The following is a 26,073-nucleotide window of genomic DNA, read 5'->3' as shown; positions in this document are numbered from 1 at the left end:
GGCTCACGCCCCCTTCTCGAACTTCATGACCGGGATGCCAAGCTTCTTGGCCTTGTCGGCGAGGTTTTCCTGGATACCGGTTCCGGGGAAGACAAGGACCCCGACCGGGAGCACATCCAGCATCGCGTCGTTGCGCTTGAAGGGCGCGGCCTTGGCGTGCTTGGTCCAGTCGGGCTTGAAGGTCACCTGCGTCACGCCCCGGGCTTCGGCCCATTTGGCGGCGATGAGCTCTGCGCCCTTCGGGCTGCCACCGTGCAGGAGGACCATATCGGGATATTTGGTCCGGACCTGGTCGAGCTTGCCCCAGATCAGGCGGTGATCGTTGAAATCGGTCCCGCCGGTGAGAGCGACTTTGGGGCCTGCGGGCAACATCACCTCGGTCTCTGCGCGGCGCTTGGCGGCCAGGAAATCGCGGCTGTCGATCAGGGCGGCGGTCATGTGCTGGCGGTTCACCATCGATCCGGTGCGGGGGCGCCAGGCTGATCCCGTGTGCTGGACAAACTCGGAGGCGGCGTGATCGCGCATCATGTCCATGCAGTTCCGCCGTTCGACAAGGGTCAGGCCTTCGGCCGTCAGGCACTCGAGTTCGACGGACTTCACTTCGGAGCCGTCCTGCTCGCGCTGGAGGCGGCGCTGCGCCTGCTCGTTCTCGTCGAGCGTCCGCTCGATCCGGGCCGTGGCGCGGTGGAAGAGGTTGACCTGGCCCCAGAGCACCTCTTCGAGGTCGGGTTCCATGCGGGTGTCTTCGAGGGTCGCAACGAGGGCGTCGAAGATGTCGGCTACGGCGACGGCGAGGCGCTGCCCATCGGGCATCGGGCGCGGATCGGGCTCGTCAAAGGGGCGATAGCCGTAGAGCTGGAGCTCGTCGAGCGCATGGACGGTCTGGGATGCGCTATGGGCGGGTTCATACGCGTCGTCGTGGGTATGGATCGTCATCGGTTTCTTGCCTCCGGGCCTGTCTCGTCCGCGCGTCATCCCGCGCGGCCTTCATGGGCTGCGAAAGCCGTGGGAGGGGACGGCCCTTCACCCCCTTTCGGGGCCGGAACGCATGTGGAGGAGGACGGGGGGCGGCTGATTTGTCTTTCGCGATGCAAAGGCGGGGCTCGCCCCCGCCGGCGGAAATCAGTTGCCCCCCGTCCTTGAAGGGGCGGCCCCTTTGACGGCCGCCTGCCCATCTCTTGAAGGCCGTGTGGGTGACGGGTGGATGAGCTTGCCCGGGAAGAGGCAAAGCAACGATCCAGAGCCATGACAGGGATCCGTGACCCCTGCCCCGCTGTCCCCTGACCGGCCCCTGCGCGATGCAGCTCAGCCTGACAGGCGATGCCGATCCTCTGGCCCGAACTGACCTGCCAGATGCTGGCGCAGCGCTTCCTTGCCGTACGCCCGGAGATCATCGTTGAAATCCCCGAGCCGCGGTTCCAACACCCCAACAGAAATCCCAGCCTCGGTTGCTCTGGCGCTCAGCCTCTCTGCCGCGCGTTGGCCGGCCGGATCGCGGTCAATAGCGATGCAGAGGCGCTGCACCCCCTCCGGCAGCAGGACCGCCCCGAGGTGTCCCGACGAGAGCGCCGCCCAGACGGGAAGGCCGGGTGCGGCTTCAACGAGGGACAGCATGGTCTCGATGCCTTCGCCAACCACGAGTATGTCGTCCTGCGGGGTCAGCCTGACGGCATTGCCGAGGAGGTGACCCATGGCACGCCGCTGCGTTTCAACCCGAGCTTTTCCCTGTCCGTCAGGCGCCAGCCAGGTGCGATGCACGCCCTGCAAGGCCCCTGCCCCATCGGTGACTGCAGCGATCAGCGCTGGTCGGGGAGTGCTTTTGGTCTGACCTTCATCCCGATGCCAGCACTTCGGGTGGAAGCGCAGGGCGCTCATTGCGCCGCCTTGGGTCAGGCCCCGGGCTCGCAGGTAGGTGTCGGCAAGCGTGCCTGCGACCGGCACCGAGGCTGCAAACAATCGCGCCGCCGCCGCCGTAGTGCCGCCGGGGCCCTTGGCCTTTTTCGGCATTGCCGCATCCGGGAGGACCGGCTGCGGACGGCCAAGATGCGCCCGGGCTTCAGCCAGAAGATCGGGAAACCGGGAGATTCCTGTCCGCTCGCGGATGATATCGAGAAGATCACCGTGCTCGCCCGTGGCGCCGTCGGTGAACTTGCCCGCCGCACCGGGCCCCGAGACTGGTCCGGTCAGCCGCACGAAAAGCGACCGGCCGGGGTTGTTCTGCAGGTCGCCCACGATCCAGTAGGATCCTTCCCGCCGTCCGGCGGGAAGGTAAGCGCGACAGACGCTCTCAGCATTCTCCGCCAGAGCGCGGATCACATCTTCAGTCTCGGAATACATGGGTCAACACCCTCCGCGTGCATGTAGTCCCGTCACAGGACAACGTGCAAGCAGACGATCCAGCACGACGATGCCGCCCGAGTCCGTCGGGCAGAAGAGGCGCAGCTTCCAGCTGATGATCTCCGAAAAGAAGCCATCCGCCTTGAGCCGGTCCTTCGCCGCTTCCGTGAAGCCGGACAGCTCGATCCGGTTCACGCCCATGACGCGTGAGCGATGGAGTTCCATGCTCTCGGCCAGCCGCACGACCGACTTACCCTCCAGAACGAGGGCATGCACCTGCTCCGCCGTGAGTTGCGGCGCGTCGTCAGCAAGCGTCGCGGCGACCCAGGCGGGCGAGACGCGGCGACCGATGATGCGTTGGCCGTCATCGGTCTGCAGCCGGTAAACACGGGTTTCGTCCTGCGGGAGCTGCTTCCAGATCGGCAACAGGAGGCCTGCAACGATGTGGAGGGTGGACTCGCTGAACTCCGGCACCTCGGCCAGTTCCGCGGTCCAGGCAGCGACGAAGGCCGCGCGGTCGGCCTCGAGCCAGTGGGTGTCGTCCATGATCTTGGCCGGAACCGTGGTCGCCTCGGTCGGACGGATCAGCCGCAAGCGGGGCTCGATCGTGCCATCATCCAGCATCAAGCTGGTGGCAGGCACCTGCACCGCGGCGCGGCCCGAGCGGCTGTTGACCAGCAGGCGTGCCTTCGGGTCGTCGAGCCAGTCCAGAGCATCCGCAAGGGAAGTCGGCGTGTTGCGGCGCTTTTCCGTGATGGTCAGAAGCTGGGTTTCCGCGCCGGAGCCGGGATGGGTATAGATCACCCGCGCATCCGTGACGCGGAAGCTCTCGGCGCGCAGCGTCTCGAGCCCGAGGTCGTAGACCCCGGCGGCGATTGCGCCCTCGATCCGCTGGTCGAGCAATTCCTCGAAGGCCGAGAAGAGCACGGCCTGCATGTCGGTCGTCAACGCCAGCAAGCGATTGAGGAAAGTCGTGATCGGCGGCAACTCGTCCTTCAGCCCGTTGTCATCGGTCAGGCTGAGGCCGGTGGCATCCTCGAAGGCCCCGAGCGAACAGCCCGCGACATCGCCGCGATAGATGCGACGGTAAAGCTGGCGCAAAGCATCACGGGCATAGGGCGACTCGAGGTTATCCTCGGGCCGGAACAGCCCCTGCCCGCCGGTCTGGCGCTGACCCCGCGTGATCGCGCCTAATGTGTCGAGGCGGCGCGCGATGGTCGAGAGGAACCGCTTCTCCGCTTTCACATCGGTGGCCACGGGCCGAAACAGCGGCGGCTGCGCCTGATTGGTGCGGTTGGTCCGCCCAAGGCCCTGGATCGCCGCATCGGCCTTCCAGCCGGGTTCCAGAAGATAATGCACCCGCAGGCGCTGGTTCTTGGCGCCGAGATCTGCGTGATAGCTGCGACCCGTGCCGCCTGCATCCGAGAAGATCAGGATGCGCTTCTGGTCATCCATGAAGGCGGCGGTCTCTGCGAGGTTGGCCGAGCCCGCCCGGCGTTCGACGACGAGGCGCGCGGCAGGACCCTCGCCCTTGCGAACGATGCGGCGCGAGCGGCCCGTGACCTCGGCCACGAGATCGGTGCCGAACCGCTGGACGATCTGGTCGAGCGCCCCCGGCACGGGCGGCAGCGAGGCCAGCATCTCGATCAGCGCGTCGCGCCTGCGGGCGGCCTCGCGGCACTCGACCGGCTGGCCGTCACGCACCACGGGGCGCGAGGAGAGATTGCCCTCACTGTCGGTGAAGGGCTCATAGAGCTGCACCGGGAAGGAATGCGCGAGGTAGTCCAGGACATACTCCCTGGGAGTGATGTCACAGCGGATGTCGTTCCATTCCTCGGTCGGGATCTCCGACAGGCGGCGTTCCATCAGCGCCTCTCCCGTCGAGACGATCTGGATGACGGCAGCATGGCCATCCGCGAGATCGGCGTCGATGGCAGCGATCAGGGTCGGCGTCTTCATCGAGGTCAGCAGGTGACCGAAGAAGCGCTGCTTGGCGCCCTCGAAGGCCGAGCGGGCGGCCGACTTGGCTTGACGGTTCAGCGTGCCGTTCTCACCGGTGATGTTGGCCGCCTCCATCGCGGCGGCGAGGTTGTTGTGGATGATGGCGAAGGCCCCGGCATAGGCATCGTAGATGCCGCGCTGCTCCGGGGTCAGCGCATGCTCGAGCATCTCGTACTCGACGCCATCGTAGGAGAGCGACCGGGCGGTGTAGAGGCCAAGCGACCGCAGGTCGCGGGCCAGAACCTCCATCGCGGCAACGCCGCCGGCTTCGATGGCCTCGACGAATTCGGCGCGGGTCGCGAAGGGGAAATCTGCTCCGCCCCAGAGGCCAAGCCGCTGCGCATAGGCGAGATTGTGGACCGTCGTGGCCCCAGTGGCGGAGACATAGACCACGCGGGCATTGGGCAGTTTGTGCTGCAGACGCAGGCCCGCCCTGCCCTGCTGCGAGGCTTCCGTATCGCCACGCTCGCCCTTGGACCGTGCGGCATTCTGCATGGCATGGCTTTCGTCGAAGAGGATCACGCCATCGAAATCCGCCCCGAGCCAGTCCACGATCTGATCGACGCGGGACTTCTTGGCGCCGCGTTCTTCCGAGCGCAGCGTCGCATAGGTGGTGAAGAGGATGCCCTCGGTCAGCGGGATGTCGCGGCCTTGGGCGAAGCGCGACAGGGGGGTGACGAGCAGGCGTTCCTGGCCGAGCGCTGACCAGTCGCGCTGTGCATCCTCGAGGAGCTTGTCGCTCTTCGAGATCCAAAGCGCCTTGCGGCGGCCCTGGCACCAGTTGTCGAGCAGGATCCCGGCCGACTGGCGGCCCTTGCCAGCGCCGGTGCCATCGCCGAGGAAGAAGCCGCGACGGAAGCGGACAGCGTCTGCAGCTTCGTCGGGCGCGGCCGAGACCATGTCGCCGGTTTCATCGATGGTCCAAGACCCCGCGAGCTGCGCGTCATGCGCCTCGCCCACGTAGATCACGGTCTCGAGTTGGGCGTCCGACAGCAGGCCATCGCGTAGCACGGCGGCGGGCAGCTTCGGGCGGTAGGTGGGTTTCGGGGGCGCGACCGAAGCCATCGCCGCGGACTGGACCAGCTTGGTCGGGTGCGGGGCAGCGCCAGGGATGTCGATCGCCTGCAGGCGGAAGGTCTCGTAGATCGCATCCGACAGGCGCGCGGCGCCGAGGTCGTCCGCCGTCTCACGCAGGGTGTAAGCGAAGTCTTCTGCATCCGATGTGGAGACTTTCGCGGCGGCGCTGGCCGACGGCGTTGCACGCGGTTTGCCAGCCATTATGCCAGACGCTCGGGCAGGAATTCCCGAAAAGGGGGACGTCGAGCGGGATCGAGCGACATCGCCCGCAGCCAATTCGAGGCGCGGAGGGACCTCGGCTACAATCCGGGCGAGGAGCTGCGCCACGTCGGATGACATGGGCCGGACGAGATCAGCGGTGATCCCACCCCGTTCGCCGCCGCGGCACTTGTCGAAGACCGAGATCCGCGTCTCGAAGCTGGTGCCGTGTTTGGCGAAGGCCGAGCCCGAGACAGCTCCGGTGAAGACCAGATGGGAAGACTCGGTCAGGCGGCCGAAGGTCTCGGACCAGGCGGGGGCATCCGGCGCGAAACCGGCGCCGGTAATGGCCACGAGCCGACCTCCGGGCACGAGACGCGCAAGGGCCGAGCGCAGATGCCGCGCCGTCGCATCGGTGCTGCGGACATCGACATTGGCCACAGCCGAGAAGGGCGGGTTCATCAGGATGACGCTGGGGTGCAAACCCGCGTCGAGGTGATCGTCGATCTGTGCGGCGTCGAAGCTGGTGACCGGGCACCCGGGGAAAAGGTGGCGCAAAAGCTCGGCGCGCGTGTCGGCGAGTTCGTTCAGCGCGAGGCTACCGCCCGCGATCTCGGCGAGGATCGCCAGAAGCCCGGTTCCGGCCGAAGGCTCGAGGACCAAGTCGCGCGGCGTGATCTGCGCAGCGGCCAGGGCCGCAATGCCCATCGGGAGCGGTGTCGAGAATTGCTGGAACCGCTCCATCTCCTCCGAACGCCGGGTATGCGTCGGCAAGAGGCCTGCCACCTTGGCGACAATCGGCAGCAGCGCGGCAGGTGAGCCCGCCCGGGAGAGCAGCGCGCGGCCGAACTTCCGCAGGAAGAGGACGAGCGCCACCTCGCCCGCCTCATAGGCAAGCTTCCAGTCCCAAGCGCCATCGGCATCGGAGCCGCCAAAGGCGCGCTCCATCTCAAGCCGCAGACGCAGCGCGTCGATCTGGAAGCCTTGGGCGAGATCGGGCTGCAGCGCCTCGGCCACGACGAGGATCGCGGGCGCGGGATCGCAAGATGGAACAGGAACGGGAGGCGCAACGGGCGCGAGATAGGTCATCGGGAAGCTCCGGAACGAGGGACAGGGACAGGCCCGGACGCCCTCTCTCGGGCACCCTCAGGCCTGATCTTCCCCGGCCGATCTCTCCCTCTCGAACCGGTGCGTTCCGTTCGCTTGGTTTGAATTTGTTCCTTTTATGTTCTATGCTGGAAGCCAAGCCAGCAAGGGAGTTTACCGATGGACAGCACCACGCACGCCCTGCCCGCGACACCGAAGCAGATCGCCTATGCGCGGTCCCTCGCCTTGCGCAATCAGACCCTCCTGCCCTGGGACGTTCAGCAGGACCGCCGGTCGCTCAGCGCTTGGATTGAGGCGCAGGCCCAGCTGAAACCGGTCTCCGACATGGACCGGCTGCCGACCTCAAAGCAGGTGGCCTTCGCGGAGAAACTCGCCCGGATCAAACGGCGCGCCGTCCCGGAAGAATGCTTCCGCGACAAGGGGCTGATGTCGAAGTGGATCGATGGGAACAGGTGAGCACGGCACCGGCTGGCTCCGGCCTTCCGGAGCCTCTGCCAAACCGTGGCTTGGCAAGCAGAGCGTAGTTGCCAACCTATAGATTGGCAGATGAGCCCTTCGGGACATCAGCCTCGGTCAAACTCCTGTCCGAAGGACCAAGGTCTGATCCCGACGGCACGCCGGGAGGTACATCGCATCGACATTCGGCAACCACCGCAAGTCGCCGCCGTCTCTCAATTCCGCGTCTTCAGATCTCCCACCACTTGGGGTACTCCCTCAGGTCTTTGGAAATCTTGATATTGGAGCGTTCTTGGCGCTGAAAGGCCGCCCACACCAAAGAAACCAGTAGCCCTCTCTTTGAAAATCTGTCACTTTAGGCATCATGGATGCCGGAAGGTCACAGAATCTGAAGAAAATGCTCGACGCAGTGCCCGCCGGGTATCTGGTCGATGCCGCATGGCTCGTCTCCCAAGGCATCGCCTACGAGAGCTTCCGTGACTACGTGAAGCGCGGCTGGCTCGAGCGCATCACCCGAGGCGTCTTCCGCCGCCCCCTCCCCAGCACCGCAGCCCCCATGACGTCGAACAGCATCGACTGGAAGACCTGCATCCTGTCCACGCAGCACATCATGGGTCATGACCTGCATGTCGGCGGCACCACGGCGCTCGGAGAACAGGGACATGCCCATTACCTGCGCCTCGGCGACAGCGCTCCAGTCTGGGTCTATGGGGACAGTATCCCGAATTGGCTGGCGAAACTGCCGATGGATGCCCCGATAAGAACCCGCCCCCGGTCCTTGTTTGCCGACCCGGAACTCGGCCTGATCGAGGGCAAGACGACCGGCCAGCCATGGGACTGGGGTCTCACGATGTCGACGCCGGAGCGCGCGATCCTGGAGGCCATGGACGAGTTGCCCGACCATGAAAGCTTCCACACGCTCGACATGGTGTTCGAGAGCCTGACGACCCTGCGCCCAAGACTGCTGTCCGACCTCCTCCAGGCCTGCCGCAAGATCAAGGTCAAGCGCCTGTTCTTCGTTTTCGCTGACCGCCACGATCATCCCTGGCGCAAACGGATCGACACGCAGGCATTCGACCTCGGCAGCGGCGACCGAGCCTTGGTTCAGGGCGGCAAGATCCACCCGCGCTATCGGATCATGGTGCCGGAAGATTTCGTGAAACCGGAGGCCGACAGTGGCGCGTGAGACCTATGAAGCCCAAGTCGCACTCCTGGTACGCGTCCTGCCGCATGTCGCGGGCGAAACCGTCTTCGCGCTCAAAGGTGGGACGGCCATCAACCTCTTTTACCGCGACCTGCCGCGGTTGTCGGTCGATATCGACTTGACCTACCTGCCAATCAAGGAACGCGTCGAGAGCCTGGACGAGATCAATGCCGCGATGGACCGCATCGCGGCCGCCATCAAGACCGGTATTCGCGGCGCAAAAACTCAGCGCATTCAAGGCGGCGGCGGCGGAGCCACACGGCTCCTGGCGCGCCTCGGGCATGCCGAAATCAAGATCGAAACCTCGCCTGTGACCCGTGGCGTCGTCCACGACCCGGAGATCCGGACTGTCTCCGCCGCTGTCGAGGATGCCTACGGCTATGCTGAAATGCAGATCGTCTCGTTCGAGGACCTGTTCGCAGGCAAACTGCACGCTGCCCTCGACAGGCAGCATCCCCGGGATCTCTACGACGTCACGCTCCTCTACGAAAACGAGGGCCTGACGCAGGACCTGTTCCAGACCTTCCTGATCTATGTCGCCAGTTCACCGCGCCCGGCGCATGAGCTTCTCGATCCGAACCTGATCGATCTCGGGCAACCCTACGCGCGGGAATTCGAGGGCATGACCAGAACACCCGTTCCTCTCGATACGCTTTTGGCGACGCGCCTGAGGCTGATCACAGATGTGCAATCGCGCCTCGACGACAAGGCGAAGCAGTTCCTGCTGACACTTCAAGACGGGGAGCCTGACTTTGCGGCCATCGACCGGTCGCAGACAGCTCACCTACCAGCCGTGCAGTGGAAGCTCCTCAACCTGAACAAGCTGAAGCGGGACAACCCTGCAAAGCACGCTGCGCAGCGCGACGCCTTGGTGAAGCTTCTGGGCTGAACCGTGCACCGCACCCTCGCGAGGCGGGTGAGCATTGGCCCCTTGGGTCGACTGTCTAGAGTTTGCCTCCCGCCTCGGGATGGGCAACAGGCAAAGCGCTCAGGCGCACTGACGCCTCAGCTATGGACCATCTCTGCGACCAATCGTGCCAGCCAGGTTGGAAACTGCGGCGCGGCGGACATCAGTTCAATCCTTGCGATCTCCGTGAGCTTGGATCGCAGGATTTGCAAGGCATTGGGAGCCTCATCTGGCCCGAGCCATGCCAGAGCGCGGACAACCTGGCCGGATATCTTGTTCCCAAGGGCCAACTGCCAACGCGGCGCATGACGCAGTTCGACAGCTTGGCGGCCAAGGTTCAGCACGCGGCTTCGCCCCGAGGTGAGGTAAACCGACTTGACCGGCACCTGTGTCGTGAGGCCCAGAGCGTTTGCTGCAACAGCCCCGCTCGGGACGATCGTTTCGCCCCGCTGCACCGCCAGAGCCTCGATCGCCTGTTCAGCGGACGGACCGCGCGGACCAAAACGTGTCTGGACCGGGCGCATGTAGATGCCGCGTCCCGCACGGATCAACTCGCCGCGCGCGGCCAGACGCGACAGCGTCTGATCGACCGCCGCGCGCGAGCCAAGGTGCAAGAGCCCCTTCGCTGCCAAGGGCACCCCCTCCGGCAACGTCGTCGCGACATTCATAATGCTCTCGGCCATGCGCTCCATGATGCTCCTTTGTCAGAAAAATATGCGTTTTTCTGACAGTTTTCAACCGTGCGCCCTCACCCGAACCGCCGCCCGGCTTCGGTGAAGGTGTATTCATTGACGATGATCCCTTCTTCGATAGCCTCGTCCGAGGTCAGGTGGTCGTATTCAGCCTCAAGCTGGCGATAGAGCCAGCGGGCCAGATCACGCAGCGCGTCGGTCACGATCTCCTCAGCTTCCTCCGTGGGCGGCTGCCAGGTCGGACTGTCGCGCGTGACGTCAACGGACATCGTGTATTCATGGTAGTAACGCCCGCGATGGCTGACCTCGGCTGCGAGCTGGTAGAAGTTCCGCCGCTGGATGGCCTGCAGCCGGTCGGCGATGCCATGCAGCGTCGCGTCCGTGGGAGCGTAGTCCCGAATGCGCGCGGCCGCGCCCTTGGCGTGGGACCAGTAGCCCTCGAAGCAGGCTCCGTCGCCTTGGCTGCAGAACCCGGAGAACCAGATGCAGGGCTTGGCCCGCGTCCCGCCGCCCATCAGTCGGACGGTAGTCGTCTTCAGGCGAATGCCGAGGATTTCGCAGATGCGTTCGAAATCCTCATAGACCGCGTCCCACCAATCGTCATGGGGACCAAGCTCGCGATACCAGCTGCGCGCCTTTTCCTTGGCGGCATCCGAGAGTTCGGGGAACTGGTAGACGGTGGTGCAGATTACCTCAGGCATCGACGTCCTCCCCGTTGAGAGCGCCGGCCAACCATTCGTGCGTGCTCGTCCAGCCGACGGATTTGCGCGCGCCGAGGTCGATGACATGCGCGCCGCCGCCGAAGGCGTCGAAGCGGGGCCGGGAGCACGTCAGGGCGTATTGGAAGCCCCAGAGACCGGTGAGGTCGAGGTCTTCGGCGAGACGCAGCACGAAGCGGATGAGCGCCTCGACATCGCCGTGCGCGTCGTCGTGGATCCAGAGCGTGCTGCCCTCGGGCGCGTCCTGGCGCACGAGATCGAAGCCCGCGACCTCCGGGTCGTCAGCGTCCTGATCCGCAGCACGCTGTTCCTGGAACAGAGCGAGCGCGCGGGCCGCCTTGCCTGGGCTGCCGACGTCGAGCAGGCACGAGAAATGGATGAAGTAATCCGCCATGGGGACCTCCTGAATGGGGAAGACCCGGCCGAGAGGCCGGGCGTTGTGTTGGCATGAAGGGGTGGTTGGGGGTAATCAGCCGTTTGGCTGGTCGCCCGCCGCCTGTCGCGCGGCATGGGCGCAGAGCATCTGCTGGTAGAAGCGCTTGCGCGACGTCCGGAAGCCGCGCACGGCGCGCGTGTCGGGATGAAGCGCCCGGACCGCTGCGCGCAGGACGGCGTAAGGCGAAGCGGTCACCGGCAGACCGAGGCGCAAGTATGCGGGATCAGTCATGTCAGCTGACCTCGACCACGGGCGAGGCGAGATGCGGATCGACCAGTGCCTCGATCCGCTCGGCCCGGCCCATCCATGGCTCGGGTCGGATGGCCTTCACCCAGTCAGCAAAGCTCGGGATGAAGCCGAGGTCTTCCTTCACATGCTGTTCGCCGACCCAGCGGGTCGGGATGACACGTCCGGTCGAGAGCGTGAGGGTCGGGCCGAAAATCCTCTCGGCCATGAAGATGCCCTCGGCATGGTGGCGCAGCGCCCGGTGCCGGAAGTCAGCAGTGATCTCCTTGCTCTGGTCGAACCAAGTATGCACGGCCATGTAGCAGTCGACCGTGCCGCCCCATTTCTTCACCGAGGACAGGGCGTGGTGGTATGGATGTGCCATCGCCGCCCCCTCAGAAATCATGGGTGTAGAGTTCGGACGACGTGAACCGTTCGTTGAACTCGAGATGGATGCAGCGGGCGGCAGCGTCGAAGCAGAACTCGCCCCAGGCGCCGTCATTGTTTTCCCAACCGCCATGGGTGTCGGAGAGGAAATCGTAGGCCAGCTGCTCGACGACATCCTCCAGCGAGAGCTGCCGCATCTCGACCTCGGGGTCGTCCCAGGTCAGCGCCGCGTATTCGATCTCGGTCGCGGGGAAATCGACGGCGATCTCACCGGACCATGCGCCGATGCTCTCGATCTGGCCGCTGTCCCCGGCCCCGTCGAAGGTCAAAGTGACATGGGTGATACCGGCAGCCATCAGGCCATCGAAGAGGCGGTCCTTGTTGCCTGGGCGCAGCGCTTCGATCCGGGCCGCGCGTTCGGCATGCGCCGCGAAGATCTGGCCCATGTCGACGGTCGGTGGTGCCATCGGCGGCGCGAGGGTGGGTTCAGTCAGGGTCATTGGGTGTCTCCGGTTGGGGGGAAGGGATCGGAGCCGGGACGGGCGATCTCTCTCCCCCGGACAAGCTCCAATTCCCCCCTGCCACTCTCTGCCTCTCGGGCCTCACGCAGCGAACTGCAACGCCCGGGCAGCGAAGGCGCGCCAGAGCGGGTCGACGAGACGCCCGTCCAGGAGATCGGCGCGGTGGCGCAGCCGTCTCGCCTGATCGGGCTCGCCCCAGCCAGCAGCGCGGTCCGCCTGCGCGCGCAGCTGGCTCGCCTCGGTCACGACGCCCCGCGCTTCGGCCGCGCTCGTCACCGGGTGGCACCAGGCGACAGCGTGGTCGCTGGCGGCCCCGGCCAGCACAAGGCGTTCGTCGCGATCGAGGATCGCCAGAAGCTGGGATGCAGCCTCCGGGTCGATGCCCTCGGCATGGTCGATCGCGCCCTGCATGGCCTCGGCCAGCGTCGCGAAGCGGGCGAGCACTAGGGGCGCGGCGCAGCCCGACATCAGATCGGCCGGCGCGCGGCGCGACAGGGTCAGCGCGAAGGGATGACTGAGGTCAGTGTCGCCGACAGCGAAGACCGGCGCGAAGCCCTGCGGGGCGGTGCTCGGGTGGACCGGAAGGGGCAAGTCGAACATGGGGGAGATCTCCGACGGCGCGGGAAGCCGCTCTCCACGCTTCAAGCCGTCAAAGACCAAACCGCCGCCCTCTTCCTCGAAGGGGCGGCGGTGACGGGTCCGATGGGCCCTCAGAGCTTGCCGAGGGCCCTCAGGCTCAGCTCGGTCCCGGCCCCGACGATGATGTGGTCGTGCAACGTCAGGCCGAGGTACTTGCAGCCCTTCTGGATCTCCTTGGTCATGCTGAGATCGGCCTCCGACGGCGTCGGATCGCCCGAGGGGTGGTTGTGGATCAGGATCAGGGCGCTGGCGTTCAGCATCAGCGCTCGCTTGATCACCTCGCGCGGATAGACGGGGACGTGATCGACGGTGCCAGTCGAGAGAAGCTCATCGGAGATGATGCGGTTCTTGCGGTCGAGATAGAGAACATGGAAGCGCTCGATGGGGCCGCGGACGGTGAGCGCGCAATAGTCCATCAGCGCCTGCCAGCTGCCGATGATCGGGTTCTGGCTGAGGTATCGGCTGAGGATGTCGCGGGCCTCGAGGATGACGGTTTCTTCCTGGGGGGTCATGAAGGTTCTCGCTGAAATGCGCCGGCCAAAGCCCCCTGCCCTCTCATGGCGGGGCCGGTGGCGTGCAAGTGGAAGGAAAAAGCGCGACCGCCGCGCGCGAGGGCGGTCGCGTTGTTGGACCAAGCGTCAGCCGACCCGGTCGAGGAGCTTCTTGGCGCGCCCTTCCATGTCGAGGCGGGCGTCCTGCTGGGTCTTGTCGCGCGCAAGCCGCGTGATGCCCTGCACGAAATCGAAGATGCTTTCGGGCGGGCGGCCCTCTTCCATTAGCACCTTCTCGATGATCTTGCCTGACTCCGCCTTCGAGAAGCCGCGCTTGCGCAGGAACTCATCCCGGTCCTCGTCCGTTCGCGCGACGATCTGCTGCCGCGCGGCCTTGATGCCGTTCACGAACCCCTGCGGCGAGGAATTGGCAAAGCGCGTCAGCGCCGGTGCCGCCTCGTGGGCAAAGCGCGAGGCCGCGTATTTCGAGTGGCGGATGGTGATCTCCTGGAAATCCTCGACGCCCCAGAGGTTGCGGTTCTGGCACACCGCCCGCAGGTAGAAGCTCGCCATCCCTAGGGTCTTCGCACCCACCTCGGAGTTCCAGCAGTAGAAGCCCCGGAAGTAGAGATCGGGGGAGCCATCCGGCAGGCGGCCCGCCTCGATCGGGTTGTGATCGTCGACAAGGAACAGGAAGACGTCGCGGTCCGAGGCATAGAGCGTGGTCGTGTCGCGGCTGATCTCGACATCGGGGTTGTAGACCCCGGTCGACCAGTCGAGCACTCCGGGCACCTTCCAGCGCGTGTCGCCCGTGCCATTGCCCGCGATGCGCTGCACCGCCTCGACCAACTCGTGGTCATGAATGCGGCCATAGTCGGGGCCGGTCACCGCGCGCAGTTCGGTGCGGCCGTCTTCCGTCTCGAAGGTTTTCACCTGCTCGGCGCGGTGATTGGTCAGGCCGTATTGCAGGTTGATCCCCGCCAGCGGCGCAGGCAGCTGCCGCAGGTAGGACGCCGGCGCGCCGACGATGCTTGCAAGCTGGCCGAAGGCCCAGTGCGTGGGTGCCACCGGTTCATGTGCCTTCGGCAGCATCAGGTGCAACCGCTCGGGGTTGTCGCGCGCGGCCTCGACCCGGATATCCGCCGTCTGCACCACACGGCTGCGGCTGCGCTCCGACCGACCCTTCACCGATGCCCAGAGATCGTCGAGCGACAGATACCGCTCGTCATCGGGCCGGTTGAACCATTCGGACGACACCCGCCCGTTCCGCTCCCCCCGGCTCACATCCACCTTCCAGCCACCCGCCCGCGCCGGTGCGACCGGATCCAGAACTTCCACAATGCCCATCAGCGATCTCCCGCGACGGGCGCCGGGAGCCACTCTCCCAGCCCTCGACCCGTCACCGGGAAACCGGCACTCCTCTTACTCTGGCTGACGTGAAGGGCGGAAAGCAGACGTTCATTTCGAACTCTGCTCCTGCCCGAGAAGCAAACATGACTCGATAGTGGCTATAGTGGCCAGATAGATTGCTGGGCAGACAGGTGGCCGGCAGCGCGCTGCAGGACGCCAGGTCGCCAACCTGCCGCACTCTCGTCAAACAGGCGCCTTATTGTCTCGGTAGCGGAAACGAGTGGCGGGACAACTTGAGGGGTTTTTCTGGTATGGGCTGGCTTTCAAGGCTTCTGGGCAGTGGGAATGATGATGTCGGCGGGCAGCAGAACCTCTCCCCAGCGCATCGAGTGATTGCGGCGGACCTTGCGCTGGCATCAAAGACAAAGCCCGAGGTGGGCGAAGGCCTTCTGCGCTATGTGCTGACCGGGGAAGGCGAAGCGGGTGTCGAGGCGCTGGCGAAACAGACGGACCAGTCCTTTGCCAAGTGGGGCTACCAGGTCCAGGTCATCCACAAGCCCGCCGAAGTCACGGGGCGGAATCTGTTCCTGTACCGCAGCGCCGGGGAGGATATTGCCCTCACCGTTCGCTATCTGCGGGCGCTGCATCTGGCCGCAGTTGCACATGCCGGTCGCAACGATTGGAACGATGCGTTCAGAAGCTACCCGCTTGCGCAGCGGCAAATCTACTTTGCGCTCCAGAACACTCTGATCACCGACAAGACCATTCCAGACGAGGAAATGCCGCCGCAAGGCATGACCCGCGACACGGCGTTGGCGATCGCGCGCGCCTTTGGCGGGACCGAGGGCGATCTGCTGCGCGCCATGCTGATGATGCAGCATATGCTTCTCTCTCCGACCGAGGCTTGGCCGGTGACCCAGCGCTTTGCGGCGGCGATGGGGCTGAAGCGCGATATCGGCGAACGACCGGAAGAGATCTGCGCCCACCTCAAGGCATTGAACTACCAGGGGTCAACCGCCGTCGCGATGATGCGGGCAATTGAGCAGATGGACCATCCGAACTACACCGCCTTCATCGGGGACGAATTGGTGGTCGGTGACAAGGACATCCGCAAACGCGCCCAGGGAACGCTTGCCAGCCTGCCCGTTGCCACCCGCGAACGGCTGGTGATCGAACGGCTGGACCACAGCGACCCCAAGGTCAGGGAAGAGCTTGCGACCTGGCTGGCGGGTCTTGGCTCGCTCGGCGCCGAGGCTGCCTTGCAGGCGCGGCTGGAGGTCGAAAAGGCCGGCGCCGTGCGACGGGTGATCGAGGCCTATTTCGCCGGCAAGTCGATGCAGGCGACAGCGACAGAGGCCGACGACGACACAGGCTATACCGCCATTGGCGGCACGCGGATCGCGATTCCGCCGATGCAGGATTTCGCCCCCGGCACTCGGCCGGTCTTTGGCGCAGCAGAGCGGGCAGAACTGGTGGCGTTGATCGAGGCCGACAATGCCAGGCGTCAGGCGCGATACGAGGAATGGATGCGCCGCGACATGAAATGGAAACCTTCGGTCCCGACGATGATCGAGGCCGAGCAGGCGGATTACCTGATCGCGACCCTGAACGGGCAGACACTGAACCCGCGCCCGCCCTATTCGTCGGATTTCGCGCACTTGATGCGCGAGGCCGGCTCCAAATGGTATCGGCGTCAGTTGCTGAGGCTGCCGCAGGAGACTGGGCTACGCGAATTCGCCAGAAGGTCCCTCGAATACATGTCCTTCTACGACAACGAGTCCGCGCCGCTTCAGGCTTATTTGCAGGCGCCCAACATGGACCTGCGGCGGATCGATCAGCTGATGATCGAATTGAAGCCGGACTGGCCCAAGGGAAAGACCCTGGCGACCTTGATCGGAACGAACGACCGGTACAGCCGGGAGGACCGCAGCCGCGAATTCGCCCGGGAAGGCGTGTGGCCGATGGTTGCCGCGAACCTGCACGTGATCGAGGACGCGTTTTCGACCGCGCCCAAGGTGTTTCGCAACCAGTCGCGGCGGAACTCGATCCTGTGGCTTGGCGTTCTGCCCGCGACGCCGCAGCGGTTCTTGGCGCCGCTTCTGGCAATCGCCACCTCACCCAAGCGGGAAAGCCGGGCCGAGGCGCGGGCGCTTCTGGCCGATGCGCCGGGCATCGACGCGCATCTGATCGATCTCTTGCAGGACAGCAAGGCCGACACGCGGCGGATTGCGGCGGAATGGCTGGGCGAACGGCGGGCCGCAGGGGCCGAGGCCGCGCTGCGCAACCGGCTGAAGGTCGAGAAGACCGAGGCCGTGCGGGCCGCGATGATCACCGCGCTGGCGCGGGCGGGTGCGGATATCGCCGCCTATGCAGGACCCGCAGCCCTTCTGGCCGAAGCGCAGGCCGGCATGAAGGGCGCAGGCGCCCCCCCGCCCGCCTGGCTGGGGCTGGACCGGTTGGGTGCCTTGCGCTGGCGCGACGGATCGCCTGTTCCCGACGTCGTTCTCCACTGGTGGATCAGGCTGGCGATCAAGCTGAAGCAGCCCGGCGGCAACGGCATGCTGGCCTTGTACCTGGACCAGCTGCACCCCGAGGACGCGGCGGCCCTGGGCCGGTTGATCTTCGATGCCTGGGTCGCGGAATCCCTGGTGACCGTCGTCGAGACGAACCCCTGGATGGGCCCGCGGGAAGTGCTTCACAACGAGTCGTCCGAAACCAAGGGCCTTCTGGCGCTGGCACGCGCCGTGCCGTCGAGCCATGCCGCGGCCAAGACCCGCTGGTATCTCAAGACGCACGGGCCGCAGACGTCACAGACCTCGGCCCTGCTGGAACTGCTGGCGGCGAAGGCCGATCCGCCGTCGTTGCAGGTGGTGCTGTCGGCGGCGAACCGGCTGAAGCAGAAGGGCGTGCAGAAGCTGGCGGGCGAGTTGGTCGCGCGGATCGCCGAGGACAATGACTGGACGCTGGACCAGCTGGCCGACCGTAGCGTGCCGACCCTTGGTCTGGACGAGACCGGCCGGCTTGAGCTTCCCTGCGGCGAGGACCGCAAGCCCTATGTCGCCCGTCTGAGCGAGGCGCTGGAGCTGGTGCTCTTCAACCCCGACGGCCGCCCGGTCAAGGCGCTGCCCGCGGGCGAGGACGAGGCGACGGTCGAGTCCAAGGCGAGCTTTGCCGACGCCAAGAAGACGCTGACGCAAGTCGTGTCGATCCAGCGGGAACGGCTGTTCGACGCGATGTGCTCGGGTCGGGTCTGGTCGGCAGCCGAATGGCTGGGCGACATCCTCGGCCATCCCGTCCTGCGCAAGGCCTGCGAGCAACTGGTCTGGCTGGGGGTGGACGCAGAAGGAAACACCCCGTCGGCCTTCCGCCCCACGCCCGAAGGCGACTTCATCGGTGTTGACGATGCTGCCGTCGACCCCTCCGCCTTTGCAGGGATCCGGCTGGCCCATACGATGCTTGTCGGGCCGACCGCGGATAAGGAGTGGTCGGCTCATCTCAAGGACCACGAGGTCCAGCCGCTTTTTGCGCAGTTCGGTCGGGCGACCCCGGGACCGGTGGCGGTGGATGCCGAAAGCATCGCCGACAGGAATGGCTGGGTCACCGACACCTTCACGGTGCGCGGCCTGGCAAAGAAGCTGGCCTATGATCGCGGCGCGGCCGAGGACGGTGGCCACTTCGGCCACTACCTGCGCCGTTTCCCGGTGGCGGGCCTGATCGCGACGATCAACTTCTCGGGCAACTGCCTGCCCGAAGAGAACGTGACCGCCGTGATCTACGACCTGCGCTTCGCGCGCGACCGCGACGGCAAGCCCGGCGGCGAGGTGCCCCCGTCCAAGGTGCCGCCGGTCCTCTTGGCCGAATGCTGGCACGACTATCATGTGGCGGCCTCCAAGGGGGCGTTCGATCCAGAGTGGGAGCGGCGGTCGCCATGGTAGGCGAGGTCCAGAAGCAGCCCGCCGAAATCCGATTTGCCGAGGAGCTGGCGCGCCTCGCGGCCTCCGACCCCGGTCCCCGTCCGCCCGGCTGGCGCCTGTCGCCCCGGGCGGTGCGGGCCTTCGTCACCGGCGACGAGGCGCGCGGGGTGACCCGGAAATTCTGGGGCGACGACGCGCTTGTCGACCGCTGCATCGTCTCGGTCATGGGATTGCAGGGGCTGTTGCTGGTGGGCGAACCCGGCACGGCAAAGTCGATGCTGTCCGAGCTTCTGTCCGCCGCGATCTGCGGCACGTCGCGGCTGGTTGTCCAGGGCTCGGCCGGCGTGGTGGAGGACCATCTGCGCTATGGCTGGAACTATGCGCTGCTTCTGGCCGAGGGGCCAAGCGCGCGGGCGATGGTCGCCTCGCCGGTGCTGACGGCGATGCGCACCGGCCAGATCGTCCGGATCGAGGAATTGACCCGCTGCCCGCCCGAGGTGCAGGACAGCCTGATCTCGATCCTGTCCGAACGCACGCTGGCGGTGCCCGAACTTGGCGAAGGGACCGAGGTCCGCGCCGCGCCGGGGTTCAACGTCATCGCCACGGCGAACCTGCGCGACCGGGGCACGCATGAGATGTCGGGCGCGCTGAAGCGGCGGTTCAACTTCGAGACGGTCGAGTCGATCCGAGATCCCGCCTTTGAACGCGCGCTGATCGCGCGGCAACTGGCGGACCGGCTTGCCGACCATCCCGCGATTCCGGCGCCTGCACCGGACGTTCTGGACGTGCTGGTCACCGTTTTCCGTGACCTTCGGACCGGGCGGACGGCGGAGGGGGAAACGGTGGCCCAGCCATCCAGCATCATGTCCACCGCCGAAGCCGTGAACACGGTGCATGCCGCCAGCCTGGCCGCGGCCTACCTGGACGGCGGGCCGCTGACGGCCCGGCATGTCGCGGGGCAGTTGCGCGGCGTGGTGTTCAAGGACGACCCGGAGGATGGACGGAAGCTGCGCGCCTATGTCGATCAGGTCGCCCGCCCTCGCGCCAGGTCCAGCCGTGCCTGGGCCGCCTTCTGCGACGGGACCTGAGGCGTCGCCATGCAGGACCCCGACCGCAAGGACCTGGGGCAGGCGGCGGAACGACTGTTCTCGCCCGGGCGGGGCCTCTGGGTCGTGCCGGTCCGTCACCATTCGCCAGCCTGCGCCTGGGCGCTGGAGGCGCTGATCCGGGATGTCGCACCCACGCATCTTCTGGTCGAGGGGCCGGACGACTTTGACCGGCACATTGACAACATCCTTGATCCCGGCACCCGGCCGCCCGTGGCGATCGTCGCCCTCACGGAGGTCGAGGGGGCAACCACGCTGCGCACGGCCAGCCACTACCCCCTGACCGCGCATTCGCCCGAGTATGTCGCGTTGCGGGCGGGGCGCACGGCCGGGGCCCGGCTGCGCTTCATCGATCTGCCAAGCGGCACCTTTCCGGACAGTCCCACGCCGGCCATCGCCCAGCCGTTGCAGGACGACCTGCCCTTCACCTCCGGGGACTATATCGACGCGCTGTGCCAGGCCACCGGCTGCCGCGACGGGCACGACCTTTGGGACCATCTCTTCGAGACGCGCCTTGGCACCGGCAACTGGCAGGAGTTCTTCCGCGATGTGGGGGCCTATTGTGCCGGTCTGCGCCAGGCCACGCCGCCGGATGCGCGGACGCTCCGCCGCGAGGCGCATATGGCAAGGCATGTGCGGGCGGCGCTTGGCGACGGGGCAGCGCCCCGGGTGGTTGTCGTGGTCGGCGGGTATCACGCGCCCGCCCTCTGCGACCCCGAGAGCGTGACGCAGGATGCCGCGCCGGGCGCACCGGCAACCTCGTATCTTGTGCGCTACGGCTTTGCGGCGCTGGATGCACTGGGCGGCTATGCAGCCGGTCTGCCCTTGCCCGGCTACTATGATCGGCTCTGGACCGAGGTGCAGGCCACCGGTGCCGCTCCTGCCTGGGGCGCGACCGCGCTGGCGCTGATTTCCGGCCATGCCGAAGCCCTGCGCAAGGATGGGCACCTGCAGCCGGTCCCCATCCTGGTCGAAAGCCTGCGGCTGGCCGAGGGGCTTGCCCGCCTGCGCGGTCGGCCCGGCCCGATGCGGCAGGACCTGCTTGACGCGGCTGCCAGTGCAATGGTGAAGGGCGAGGCGTCGGACCGAAAGCTCTGGACCGCCGACTTCGCCCGCTACCTGCGCGGGGACCGTCTGGGGCAGGTCTGCCGCAATGCCGGATTGCCGCCGCTGGTCGCAGACGCCCAGTCCCGGGCCGCCGCGCTGCGCTTTGCGGTCACGGACAGCACACCGCGAGAGCGGCGGCTGGAAGTGCGTCGCAAGCCTGCACACCGGGCCGCTTCGGCCTTTCTGCATGCGATGGCCATTCTTGAGACGGGCTTCGCCAGGATGACCTCTGGTCCGGATTACATGGCCGGTCCCGACCCGGTGCATCTGCACGAACACTGGTCCGTCGCCTGGTCTGCGCGCGTCGAGGCGCGCCTGATCGAAAGCGCCGCCCTGGGCGACACCCTTCCGTCGGCCTGCGCGGCGCAGCTTTTGCTCGACTATGAGACGCTGGAGGCCGAGGCCCGTCGCGGCGACCTTCCGCTTCGCTGCCGTCTCTTGCTGCGCGGGCTTCTGGCCGGGCTGGGCGGGGAACTCATGCCACTGGCCAGGCGTCTGGCGCAGGACATCGCCTTGTCCCGCGATCCCTCTGCCCTGGCCGAAACCCTTCGACAGCTGAACCTGGTCGCCGTGACCCGCGGGCCGTTGCGGGCGCCCGCCGTGCTGGACATCCGCGCGCTGGTGTCGGCGGCCTTCGACCGGTTGGTCTGGTTGATCGACAGCCTTCCGGGCCTTCCCGCCGACGATCTGCCATCGGCCATCGACGCCTTGCGGCTGGTAAACGCAGTCTTGGCGGGGCCGGGCGGAGAAGCGCTGGATGCCGGTCGGTTTGCCGCGGCGCTTGACCGGCTGGCCGCGTCCAGGGTGCCCCCTGCCCTGCTGGGCGCGGCCTTGGGGCTGGGTGCCTTGGCGGGGCGGCGGACGGAGGCGGAGGTAGCCGCAGCCGTGGCTGGCGGGCTTGCGGGCATGGATCTGGGAGAGGGTCGCAGCGCGCTTCTGGCAGGGGTCCTGCGCGCGGCCCCCGCAATCCTTTGCCGCAATGGCCCGGTCATGGACGCCGTTGACGCCCATCTTGCCCGGATCGACGAGCCCGCTTTCCTGGAACTGCTGCCCGAACTGCGCGCGGCCTTCTCGACCCTGACCGCGCAAGAGACAGCGCGTCTTGCCACCCATGTGGCCACCCGGCACGCCTTGGGCCCGGCCGAGACGACGCTGGACCCTGCCGACGCGGCCGCCCTGCGCAAGGTTCTGGACGATCTTGTCACCCAGGGCCTGGGTGCATGGCTGGCCCAAGCGACGGGAGAACGCGCATGACCGACGCTGCCCGCCGCTGGCGCATGGCGCTTGGACCCGCGGCAAACGGCCCCTTGCCCGAACCCGAAGGCGAGGCTGCCAAGCAGGACGAGGTGCTGACCTGGCTTTACCAGCAATCGCCCTCGGCACGGGGCGGGGGTCTTGGCGGCACCGAACCGTCGCGTCCCGAGGCGCTCCACTGGCTTGGGCGTGTTCGCAAGCTGTTCCCGAAATCGACCTGCCAGCGGATCGAGGCTGACGCGCTGAACCGCTTCCGGCTGGCAGACCTCTTGGCCGACCCCGAGGTCCTGGCGCGGGTCGAGCCCAGCCCCGCGACATTGCGGCTTCTCCTGTCGTTGCGGGGCAGCCTGCCGCCGGCGCTGATGGCGCTTTTGCGGGATACGGTGCGCCGCGTGGTCGATGAGATCACCGCACGCCTCCGCCCCAGGATCGAGCTTGCCCTGTCCGGCCAGCGCAATCGGCAGGTGAGGGGCCGCCTTCCGCGCGCCGCCGATTTCGACGCGCGCAGGACGCTTTTCCGCAACTTGCACCGCATCGATCCGGATACCGGGCGGCTGGTCCCGGACCGCCTGTTCTTCCACGGCCGACAGCGCCCGAGCCTTCCCTGGCAGGTGATCCTCTGCGTGGACCAGTCGGGATCCATGACGGACAGCGTCATCCATTCGGCCGTCATGGCGGCGATCCTTTCGGGCTTGCCGGGCATTCACGTCCGGATGGTGCTCTTCGACACCCAGGTCGTCGATGTCAGCGACCGGCTGACCGATCCGTTGGAAACGCTGATGACGGTCCGGCTGGGGGGCGGCACCGATATCGGCGCGGCGATGCAGTACTGCGCCGGCCTTGTCGAGGACCCGGCCCGCTCTGTCCTGGTGCTGATCAGCGACTTTTGCGAAGGCGGTTCGACCCGCCGTCTGGAGACTCAGGTCGCGCAGCTGGTCGAGGCGCGGGTGCGACTGCTGGGCCTTGCGGCGCTGGACGACCGGGGCGACCCGTTCCATGACCACCGCGTCGCCGCGCGCCTTGCGGACCTTGGCATGCAGATCGGCGCAATGACCCCGGACCGGCTGGCCGGGTGGCTGGGCGAGGTGATGACATGACCGCGTCGCCCTGGTGGCTTGGCCTTGACGATGCGGCGCTGGTGGCGCTTGGGTCGGCGGGTCTGCTCCGGCGGGCCAAGGCGGCGCGTGTGGGGACCGTCACGATCCAGGGGGCGACAGCCGAGGTCGAGGTCGAGGGGTTCGCGGTGACCCTGGGCGCAAAGGGCATCGGCAGCGCGCGCTGTCCCTGCCCCGCAACCGGCCTCTGCCTGCATGTCATCGCGGCGCTGCTGGCGCTGCAGTCGGAAGCCCCGGCACCCGAACTGGATGCTGCGGCCGAGATCGCCGACCTGTCCGACGCCGAGATCCTGGCCTTTGCCGGCAGCGACCTTGCGGCAGCCCTGCGCCTGGTCCAGGCCACACCGCCGCCTGACTGCGGCGACCGGGCGGCAAGCCTGACGATGCCCCTTCCCGGCCTGCCGCATCCGGTGACGTTTCTGGCCGGGGCCGGTCTGCGCGGTGCCGTCTGGAAGGGACCGGACAGCCGCCGTCGTCTTGCCGTCACTGCTGCGGCACTGGCTTTACGGTCGGCGCGCGGTCTGGCGCTGCCAAGGCCGCCCCGGACGGAAACCACCGCCGAGGGCCTTGACCGGGGACTGCTGGAGAGCATTGCGCGGGAAATCGAGGCTTCGGTTGCGCCGGTCCTTTCGGGCTACGGGGGCCTTGCGTCGGACCGGTTGCTGGACCTCGCGCTCTCTGCCCGGATCGAGGCCGCACCGCGTCTGGCCACCGCCTTGCGCGGGTTGGTCGAACGGGCGATCGGGCTGGAAAACCGGGCCGAAGGGTCGGATGGAACGGCTTACCTGATCGCTGCGGCACGGGCGCAGGCTTTGGCGCATGCACTGGCAGGACCGGATCCGGATCCCCGGCTGGCCGGGCTGTCGCGCCGGGACTATCGCCCCGGGCCACCGCTGACGCTTTGGCTTCTAGGCGCGCGGCGCTGGCAGTCCCCGACGGGCGCGCGGGGGCTTCGCATGTGGGGCTGGGACCCCGAGTGCCTGCGCTGGATCGCGACCGGGGCCGCGCGGCCGGACGGACTGGACGCAAGCTTCGATCCCGAGGCGGCTTACCAGCGCCCCATGCTGGGCCTGCCGTCTGCAATGCAGGCCGTCGGGCATTCCTTGGCAATCGACGCGCCGCAACTGTCCGACGACCTGCGCCTGTCGCCCGACAGCGTCGCCCGCGCCCTGTCCCGGCCCGATGGGCCATTGCCGGACTGCGCCGACTGGCAGGACCTGCATCACAGCCTGTGGCACCAGATGGGCCCGACCCTCATGCGCGACGGACTGGTGCGGCCTGCGCTTCTGGCCCCGGCGGCCTGCGAAGCGCCGGTTCCGGGCGCGGCCGGTTGGGTCCTGCCCTTGCGGGATCGGAGCAATCGCCTGCTGCCGGTCGAGCTGGCAGGACTGTCCCTGCCCGCGCGGACCGCCCTGTCCCGCATCCCACATCGCGCCCGCCTGCTGGTCGAGACGCGCGAGCACATGGGCCGGTTGCAGTTCACCCTCGTCTCCGTCCTTCATGGGCCGCAGGGCGCGTTGGTCTGGAATCCCACGCTGGATCCGCCGCCTGCCTGGCCAGAGGCCAGTTGGCTGGCCCAGGTCCCGTCTTGGCTTGGCAAGGGACAGAAGGCCGGTGCCAAGCCTGCCACCCGCGCCCTGAGCGACGACCTGTTGTCGGCCGCCCTTGACCTGGGCCAAGGGCAGCATCCGGCCGCCCCGCTGGCCTTGCGCATGGCTTCAAGCGGGATTGACGCCGTGGAGCGACTGCTGTCCCCCCCGGCAACGGCGGCGAAGGCGTTGCGCCTTGCCTGGATCGCGGCCGACTTGCGCAGAACGGAGAACGGATTTTAACCCTGCTGGGCTTTGCAGGCAGGCAACAACCGGCTCTTGCAGTGCCACTCGGAAGGTTGCTCCATGCGCTTCTCAGAAAGTCGCTGACTCAACGACCGGCAGAGGGCCCTGCCCAATCCGACTGCTACAAGTCTCTGGACCGAGTGACCGCTATGGGCCGAAAACGACGGAACCCGGCGGGTTTCCCCGCCGGGCCCTTTCGGGGAAGACCCCGTTCTTTTCAGAACGGGACCTCGTCGTCGCGATCTACCAACTCGGGGTTTTCGTTCTCGGCCGACTTCGGGCGGCTCAGGAAGTCGACCTTCTCGGCGATGATCTCGCAGCCGTAGCGGTCAGTGCCCGTTGCGTCGGTCCACTTGGTGTAGTGGATGCGCCCGTGGACGAGGACCTTCATGCCCTTTTCGCAGTGCTCTGCCACGGTCTTGCCGAGACCGTTGAAGCAGGTGATGCGGTGCCATTCGGTGTCCATGAGCCGGTAGCCGTTCTCGTCGCGCATCACGCGACCTTCAGAGAGGCGCGGCCGCGAGGTGGCCAGGGTGAAGCTGGTGATCTTCGTGCCGCTTTGGGTCGAGCGCACTTCGGGCTTCTGACCGATGTTGCCGGCGAGGATGACGATGTTCTGCATGGTAAGCTCCTGTGTTTCCTGTCCCCGGGACCGTCCCTTCGACAAGACCCGGAAAAAGCCTGTCGGCTGAGGCGTGCACGGGAGACGGAACGGCGACCGGAAACCTCCAGAGGGCCGGGGTGGAGCGGGCAGGTGACGCGTTTCCTCAGAAACGCTAGCCAACACGGCCCGGACTGACGCGGGGTTGCGCGCCAGAGGCCGAACAGGCTTAGGGGATTGTCAGTCGAAGGGATGGCACCGGGGATAGGAGCGGCCTGGGGCTCTCGCAGAACTCGGCCTTCCTCACCAAGGCAACCGGGTTGAAGCAGTTGGGCACCTCGAAAAATTGCCCTGACTTGGCCGGGACGGTATGATGCTGGCAGAGTTCGGCTGC

At 66.9% G+C, this 26,073-nt stretch carries 21 protein-coding genes; 8 read left to right on the top strand and 13 right to left on the bottom strand.

Translation table 11 applies throughout. From position 1 onward, the window contains the following. Positions 1–3: 3 nt before the first annotated feature. The 3 genes from P0645_RS18125 to P0645_RS18115 all read right to left on the bottom strand — a co-directional run bounded on the left by P0645_RS18125 (position 4) and on the right by P0645_RS18115 (position 6,702). Entirely contained in the window at positions 4–936 is a 933-nt protein-coding gene (locus P0645_RS18125) for a DUF2493 domain-containing protein (RefSeq protein ID WP_284165959.1), read from the bottom strand. Between the two features lie 369 nt (positions 937–1,305). Then, positions 1,306–2,337 (bottom strand): DUF7146 domain-containing protein, encoded by a 1,032-nt coding sequence (locus P0645_RS18120; protein WP_284165958.1) that lies wholly within the window; start codon positions 2,335–2,337, stop codon positions 1,306–1,308. A 3-nt stretch (positions 2,338–2,340) separates the two neighbouring features. Next, a complete protein-coding gene (locus P0645_RS18115; protein ID WP_284165957.1) occupies positions 2,341–6,702 on the bottom strand; it encodes a strawberry notch family protein in 4,362 nt (1,453 codons plus the stop codon). 177 nt (positions 6,703–6,879) lie between these two features. On the opposite strand from P0645_RS18115, the gene P0645_RS18110 reads away from it, so the two are divergent. The 3 genes from P0645_RS18110 to P0645_RS18100 all read left to right on the top strand — a co-directional run bounded on the left by P0645_RS18110 (position 6,880) and on the right by P0645_RS18100 (position 9,269). Continuing rightward, complete coding sequence (locus P0645_RS18110; RefSeq protein ID WP_284165956.1) at positions 6,880–7,176, top strand: hypothetical protein; 297 nt, start codon at positions 6,880–6,882, stop codon at positions 7,174–7,176. A 364-nt stretch (positions 7,177–7,540) separates the two neighbouring features. Then, complete coding sequence (locus P0645_RS18105) at positions 7,541–8,362, top strand: type IV toxin-antitoxin system AbiEi family antitoxin (RefSeq protein ID WP_284165955.1); 822 nt, start codon at positions 7,541–7,543, stop codon at positions 8,360–8,362. Further along, positions 8,352–9,269 carry a nucleotidyl transferase AbiEii/AbiGii toxin family protein gene (locus tag P0645_RS18100; RefSeq protein ID WP_284165954.1) on the top strand — a complete coding sequence of 306 codons (918 nt, stop codon included), beginning with the start codon at positions 8,352–8,354 and terminating at the stop codon, positions 9,267–9,269. The genes P0645_RS18105 and P0645_RS18100 overlap by 11 nt, the downstream gene beginning before the upstream one ends. Before the next feature lie 116 nt (positions 9,270–9,385). On the opposite strand, the gene P0645_RS18095 is transcribed toward P0645_RS18100, so the two are convergent. The 9 genes from P0645_RS18095 to P0645_RS18055 form a co-directional block, all read right to left on the bottom strand. Further along, on the bottom strand, positions 9,386–9,979 hold the full coding sequence (locus P0645_RS18095) for a DUF6088 family protein (RefSeq protein ID WP_284165953.1): 594 nt from the start codon (positions 9,977–9,979) through the stop codon (positions 9,386–9,388). A 56-nt stretch (positions 9,980–10,035) separates the two neighbouring features. Continuing rightward, the gene (locus P0645_RS18090) at positions 10,036–10,680 is read right to left on the bottom strand and encodes a DUF8835 domain-containing pootine (protein WP_284165952.1); all 645 of its coding nucleotides are present in this window, start codon (positions 10,678–10,680) and stop codon (positions 10,036–10,038) included. Further along, positions 10,673–11,092: a hypothetical protein gene (locus P0645_RS18085; RefSeq protein WP_284165951.1), complete on the bottom strand. Its 420-nt coding sequence runs from the start codon at positions 11,090–11,092 to the stop codon at positions 10,673–10,675. Before P0645_RS18085 ends, P0645_RS18090 begins: the two co-directional genes overlap by 8 nt. 75 nt (positions 11,093–11,167) lie before the next feature. Continuing rightward, the gene (locus P0645_RS18080; protein ID WP_284165950.1) at positions 11,168–11,365 is read right to left on the bottom strand and encodes a hypothetical protein; all 198 of its coding nucleotides are present in this window, start codon (positions 11,363–11,365) and stop codon (positions 11,168–11,170) included. A 1-nt stretch (position 11,366) separates the two neighbouring features. Beyond that, a complete protein-coding gene (locus tag P0645_RS18075; RefSeq protein WP_284165949.1) occupies positions 11,367–11,744 on the bottom strand; it encodes a DUF6915 family protein in 378 nt (125 codons plus the stop codon). 10 nt (positions 11,745–11,754) lie between these two features. Beyond that, positions 11,755–12,246 carry a DUF6878 family protein gene (locus tag P0645_RS18070; RefSeq protein ID WP_284165948.1) on the bottom strand — a complete coding sequence of 164 codons (492 nt, stop codon included), beginning with the start codon at positions 12,244–12,246 and terminating at the stop codon, positions 11,755–11,757. A 102-nt stretch (positions 12,247–12,348) separates the two neighbouring features. After that, positions 12,349–12,867, bottom strand: coding sequence for a DNA repair protein RadC (locus P0645_RS18065; RefSeq protein ID WP_284165947.1), 519 nt, complete (start codon positions 12,865–12,867; stop codon positions 12,349–12,351). 110 nt (positions 12,868–12,977) lie between these two features. Beyond that, a complete protein-coding gene (locus P0645_RS18060) occupies positions 12,978–13,418 on the bottom strand; it encodes a JAB domain-containing protein (protein WP_284165946.1) in 441 nt (146 codons plus the stop codon). A gap of 126 nt (positions 13,419–13,544) precedes the next feature. Then, entirely contained in the window at positions 13,545–14,744 is a 1,200-nt protein-coding gene (locus P0645_RS18055) for a DUF932 domain-containing protein (RefSeq protein WP_284165945.1), read from the bottom strand. 314 nt (positions 14,745–15,058) lie between these two features. On the opposite strand from P0645_RS18055, the gene P0645_RS18050 reads away from it, so the two are divergent. From P0645_RS18050 to P0645_RS18030, 5 genes are read left to right on the top strand one after another with little or no spacing between them, the layout of a single operon-like run. Beyond that, on the top strand, positions 15,059–18,682 hold the full coding sequence (locus tag P0645_RS18050; RefSeq protein ID WP_284165944.1) for a DUF4132 domain-containing protein: 3,624 nt from the start codon (positions 15,059–15,061) through the stop codon (positions 18,680–18,682). Further along, positions 18,676–19,749, top strand: a complete 1,074-nt coding sequence (locus tag P0645_RS18045; RefSeq protein ID WP_284165943.1) for an ATP-binding protein — start codon at positions 18,676–18,678, stop codon at positions 19,747–19,749. The genes P0645_RS18050 and P0645_RS18045 overlap by 7 nt, the downstream gene beginning before the upstream one ends. A 9-nt stretch (positions 19,750–19,758) precedes the next feature. Continuing rightward, positions 19,759–22,128 carry a DUF5682 family protein gene (locus P0645_RS18040; protein WP_284165942.1) on the top strand — a complete coding sequence of 790 codons (2,370 nt, stop codon included), beginning with the start codon at positions 19,759–19,761 and terminating at the stop codon, positions 22,126–22,128. After that, entirely contained in the window at positions 22,125–23,225 is a 1,101-nt protein-coding gene (locus tag P0645_RS18035; RefSeq protein WP_284165941.1) for a VWA domain-containing protein, read from the top strand. The genes P0645_RS18040 and P0645_RS18035 overlap by 4 nt, the downstream gene beginning before the upstream one ends. Further along, positions 23,222–25,075, top strand: coding sequence for a hypothetical protein (locus P0645_RS18030; RefSeq protein ID WP_284165940.1), 1,854 nt, complete (start codon positions 23,222–23,224; stop codon positions 25,073–25,075). Before P0645_RS18035 ends, P0645_RS18030 begins: the two co-directional genes overlap by 4 nt. Positions 25,076–25,295: 220 nt before the next feature. Here P0645_RS18030 and P0645_RS18025 read toward each other — a convergent pair whose 3' ends face one another. Then, entirely contained in the window at positions 25,296–25,700 is a 405-nt protein-coding gene (locus tag P0645_RS18025; protein WP_284165939.1) for a single-stranded DNA-binding protein, read from the bottom strand. Positions 25,701–26,073 lie beyond the last annotated feature (373 nt).

Source organism: Frigidibacter sp. SD6-1 (assembly GCF_030143255.1).
GTDB lineage: Bacteria > Pseudomonadota > Alphaproteobacteria > Rhodobacterales > Rhodobacteraceae > TMP-24.
The sequence above is the reverse complement of the archived record's forward strand: the minus strand, read 5'-3'. Positions and strand labels throughout refer to the sequence as shown.